At 64.3% G+C, this 5,114-nt stretch carries 3 protein-coding genes; all 3 read left to right on the forward strand.

The genetic code is table 11. From position 1 onward, the window contains the following. The first annotated feature begins 142 nt into the window (after window positions 1–142). The 3 genes from KME82_RS13055 (at window position 143) to KME82_RS13065 (ending at window position 4,950) form a co-directional block, all read left to right on the forward strand. Window positions 143–1,534 (forward strand): MATE family efflux transporter, encoded by a 1,392-nt coding sequence (locus KME82_RS13055; protein ID WP_215498899.1) that lies wholly within the window; start codon window positions 143–145, stop codon window positions 1,532–1,534. Window positions 1,535–2,033: 499 nt separating this feature from the next. Beyond that, a complete protein-coding gene (locus KME82_RS13060) occupies window positions 2,034–3,797 on the forward strand; it encodes an ABC transporter ATP-binding protein (protein WP_286673211.1) in 1,764 nt (587 codons plus the stop codon). Between the two features lie 187 nt (window positions 3,798–3,984). Then, window positions 3,985–4,950 (forward strand): TauD/TfdA family dioxygenase, encoded by a 966-nt coding sequence (locus KME82_RS13065; RefSeq protein ID WP_215498901.1) that lies wholly within the window; start codon window positions 3,985–3,987, stop codon window positions 4,948–4,950. Window positions 4,951–5,114 lie beyond the last annotated feature (164 nt).

The following is a 5,114-nucleotide window of genomic DNA, read 5'->3' on the forward strand; positions in this document are numbered from 1 at the left end:
GCTGAACGCCGACGGCGCGCATCGATCCGCGCCTGACGCACGCCTGCGCGCCGATCCCGGACGCGTCCACGCCCGATTCCAATCCCTTGTCCTCCCGGCGCCGACCCGCGCCGGGCCGGACCTTGTCGCCCCGAGGTTGCCAATGTCGCTCCCGAACGCCGCCGCCAACGCCGATCCGATTGCAGCCGCGCAACCGTCGCCGCTGTGGAAAACCTATCTGCTGATCCTGCTGCCGATGATGGCGACCAATCTGCTGCAAGCCGCGTCGGGCACCGCCGACGGCATTTACCTGGGTCGCATGCTCGGCGCCGACGCGCTCGCCGCGGTGTCGTGCTTCTTCCCGATCTTCTTCGTCCTGCTCGCGGTGGTGATCGGACTGAGTTCCGGCGCGACGGTTCTGATCGGCCAGGCATGGGGCGCGCGCGAGCCGGACAAGGTGCATGCCGTGGCCGGCACCGCGCTCGTCTTGATGCTGTGCGCCGGTCTCCTCATCGGCGTAACCGGCGGAATCTTCGCGCCGCAACTGATGCGCGCGCTGGCGACGCCTTCGAATATCGAAGCCGAAGCGATCGCCTACGCGCGGGTCATGCTGTTCGGCCTGCCGTTGCTGTTCGCCTTGTGGCTGCTGACCTCGATGAGTCGCGGCGTCGGCGATGCGATCAGTCCGCTGTGGGCGCTCGCACTGACCACGGTGGTCGCCCTGCTATGCACGCCGGCCTTCATTCGCGGCTGGTTCGGCCTGCCTAAACTCGGTGTGAGCAGCGCCGCGGTGTCGAACCTGATCGCCTGCGCGATCGCGTTGGCCTGGATGCTGTCGCATTGGCGCAAGCGCGCGCATCCCCTGGCGCCGAACGCGCAACGGCTGAGACAGCTACGCCTCGATCCGCGTATCGCCGTCGCGATGCTGCGCATCGGTCTGCCGTCGATGCTGCAGATGTTGACCATGGCCGCGGCCGAAATCGTCTTGCTGGGACTGGTCAACCGCCATGGTTCGCACGCGACCGCCGCGTACGGCGCGGTCAATCAATTGATGAGCTGGCTGCAGTTGCCGGCGATGTCGGTCGGCATCACCGCGACGATTCTGGCGTCGCATGCGATCGGCGGCGGCCGCGCTTCGCGGCTCGGCGCGATCGTGCGCACCGGCCTGGCGTTGAATCTCGCGCTCACCGGCGCCTGCATCCTCGCGGTGTATGCGCTGGCACCGACGGTGATCGGCTGGTTCCTCGTCGATGCCCCCGTGATCGAACAGGCGTTGCGCCTGCTGCGCATCGTCGCCTGGAGCGTGATCCTGCTGGGCCTGGCCAACGTATTGACCGGTGTGATGCGCGCCAGCGGTGTCGTGGCGGTGCCGACCGGTTTGGCGATGCTCGCGATTGTCGGCATGGAACTGCCGTTGGCGTATTGGCTGGACGCTCGCATCGGCCTGAGCGGCATCTGGTGGGCATACGCGACGACCTTCGCCGTGCTGTTGATGCTGCACAGCGGCTATTACTTGCTGGTGTGGCGGCGGCGCGATGTGCGCACGTTGGTGTGAGCGCTGCGAGTGCGGCGCGCTTTCCCTTGCGCCGTGGCGGTACTCAATCCGCTCGGGCAGAAGAATATCGCAGCATGCTCAACACGCTTGATCCCGCACTCGATCATCGAGCCTGAATGTTCTTCGTATTCGCTCAACGCTGCAATAACGCAGCGTCTCGGTCGTGAATGAGTCCAATTAATGTCAGCAACAAGGAACTTTCCTGCGTCGGCACTGTCGGCGTCGATAAGTTCGCCGCGACTGTGACGATCGCAATGGTTGCGATGATATGCACTTCTCATCGGCATGCACGCAATCGTGCGAAAAGTACATTTGCCACGTTGCGATCGTCGTCGTCATTTGCCCGTCGTGATTCTTGTCATGCATGTTACGCATCTGTTTCATTTGCGTTTTACTAATTTGATTTTGAACGACATTTACCGCAATACGTGCATCGCAACACACTCGATGCCGCGTCGCCTTGGTACCGTTCGCACCGTTCCGCGATCAAGAGCCGACAGTGATCGAACAACAGAAAAATCGAAATCATTTATGGCAACTGATTCGCCGCGGCCAGCCATCCGTCGCAGCGTTCGCCGTCGCCGTGCTCGCCGCCTTGGCTTCGGTCGCGGGCTCTTTGTGGTTTCCGATCCAGACCAAACAGTTGATCGATCAGTTCGACGGCGGCGGGATCGATCTTCGCCAAGTCGCGCTGGTGGCCGCGGTGTTGACCGGCGGAACCGCTGCCGGCGCGCTGTCGGCCTACATGCTCACGCGCGTGGGCTATCAAGTGGTGGCGGGGCTGCGCACGGCCCTGGTCGAGAAGCTGTTGCGGCTGCCGGTCGCCTCCTTCGACAGCGAAAGCAGCGGTGAACGCGTCAGTCGCGTGGTGCGCGACTGCGAAGCGATTTCCGATCTGATCACCAAGCAGACGGTGAATCTCGTTACCGGCGTGTTGCTGCTCGGCGGTTCGATCGTGGTCCTGCTGCTGCTGGACGTGCCGTTGACGCTGACCTTGCTCGGCTCGGTCGTGATCGCGTTCGCGGTGATGATCCCGATCTCGGTCCTGCTCGACGGACTCTCGCGCCGCACCCAGGATCGGGTCGCGCGGATGAGCGGGATCCTCACCCACATCTTCCAGGAGATACGCCTGGTCAAGGCGTTCACCGCCGAGGCGCACGAGCGCCGGCGCAGCGCGACGGAGATCGACGATCTCAAGCGTCTGGGCCTGAAGACGGCGCGCATCAACGTGGTGCTGGAGCCGTTGATGGGCCTGGCGATGACCCTGGCGATCATCATTATCCTGGTCTACGGCGCCTCGCGCGTATCCGCCGGCGAGATCAGCGTCGGTACGCTCACCGCCTTCATCCTCTACATCTTCAACGTCGTCAACCCGCTGGCGCATCTGACCAGCTTCGCCGCCGAACTGCAGAAGGCCAAGGGCGCCTCGGTTCGCATCGCGGCGATCTTCGACGAGGCCGAGGAACAGTCCACGCCGCATTCCGCGCCGCACAGCGCCGGCGGCGTCCTGGAATTCCGCAACGTTTCCTTCGCCTACGACGGCCGCGAGACCACCGTGCTCAACGGCATCGACCTGCGCTTCGAGCCGGGCACGACCACGGCGCTGGTCGGGACCAGCGGCAGCGGCAAGACCACGATTCTGTCGTTGATCGAACGCTTCTACGAACCCAGCGACGGCGAGATCCTCTACGACGGCCTGCCGATCCGCGACTATCCGCTGCACGAATGGCGCGGCGGCATCGGCTACGTCGCGCAGAGCGCGCCGGTCATGCCCGGCACTGTGCGCGAGAACATCGTCTACGGATTGTCCGGCGCTTTCTCCGACGATGAAGTGCGTTCCGCGGCCGCGCGCGCCGGCGCGCTGGACTTCATCGAGCACATGCCGCAGGGCCTGGACACGGTGCTGATCGAACAGGGCAACAACCTGTCCGGCGGCCAGCGCCAGCGCATCGCCATCGCGCGCATGTTCCTGCGCGATCCGGATCTGCTGATTCTCGACGAAGCCACCTCCAATCTCGACAGCGAAACCGAACATCAAGTGCGGCTCGCGCTGGAAGCGCTGATGCGCGGGCGCACCAACATCATCGTCGCCCATCGCCTGTCCACGGTGATTCATGCGCAACGCATCTGTTTCCTCGAAGGCGGCCGCATCTCCGGCATCGGCAACCATGCCGAGTTGATCGCCAGCCATCCGTATTACGCACGCCTGGTTCAGCGCCAGTTCCAGCAACCCCACGAGATCGAAGCGCTGGAAGCCGGCTGAGTTCTACATTCCGGCGCGTCGATCCGCCGCGCCCAGATCCTACGCAGACTGCATGAATCATTGCCGTTTCGGGTAACCGTGCGCCAGACAGTTCAGTACCTACGCATACGAACCCAGGCCGGACGATCCGCAGCGCGAGGACAGCGTCCGGCAGTCCCCTTCACCCCATTCCCGCAGGCATATGGAAATGAAGAAAAAGCGATTGGACAGCGACGTGCCCGCTCCTTTGCTGGTCACGCCCGCCAACTCAAATCCCGATCTGTCCACCGTCCTGTCCGAGCACGCGGTCGAGATAAAAGACGAACTGCTCGAACACGGCGCCCTGCTGTTCCGCGGTTTCGCGGTCGACAGCGTGGAAAAATTCAGCGCGGTGGCCGACCAGGTCGGCAACGCCAGGCTCAACTACACCTATCGCTCGACACCGCGCACCTCGCTGGGCGGCGGCGTGTTCACCGCGACCGAATTCCCGCAGACGCAGGAGATTCCCCTGCACTGCGAAAACGCCTATCAGCGCGACTGGCCGATGCTGGTGGCGTTCTGCTGCCTGCAGCCGGCGACCGTCGGCGGCGCCACGCCGATCGCGTCCATGCGCAGCGCCAGCCAGACGATCGGCGGCAGCTTGCTCGACGAGTTCGAACAGCGCCGGGTGAAGTACGTGCGCCACTACCGTCCCTACGTGGACCTGCCGTGGGAAACGGTGTTCCAGACCAGTGACAAGAACGAAGTCGCGCGGTTTTGCGACAACGCCGGGATCGAGCACGAGTGGCTCGACGAGGAAACCCTGCGCACCGGCCAGATCTGCCAGGGCGTCGCCACCCATCCGGTCACCGGCGAAAAGCTGTTCTTCAATCAGGCGCACCTGTTCCATGTCTCGTCTTTGGGCGAGGACACCGCGCAATCGATGATCGAAATGTTCGGCGCCGACCGCCTGCCCCGGCAGTCGTTCTTCGGCGACGGCAGCGAAATCGGTCCGGACGTATTGCAGGCGGTACGCAGCGGTTTGAATCGCCAGGCCTACGACGTCGCCTGGGAACAAGGCGACGTGCTGCTGCTGGACAACATGCAGTTCGCACACGGACGCCGCACCTTCAGCGGCCCGCGCAAGATCGCCGTCACCTTGAGCAATCCGTACTCCAGTCATCTGCCCGACTAGCCGCTAACCGTCCGACCGGCAGTACCGACGCCGAGCCGCTGCCGCCGGCCCCGTGAACGGGCCGGGCATGCGCCGTGCGGCGGTCGGACCCACACCCCTGTTCGAAGCTTGCCAGGCCTTGCCGGCGCAAACCCAACCGTGCCGCGCTTCAACCGGATGCAGTC

Origin of the sequence: Lysobacter capsici, from assembly GCF_018732085.1 — a bacterium.
In the GTDB taxonomy this organism is placed as follows: domain Bacteria; phylum Pseudomonadota; class Gammaproteobacteria; order Xanthomonadales; family Xanthomonadaceae; genus Lysobacter; species Lysobacter capsici_A.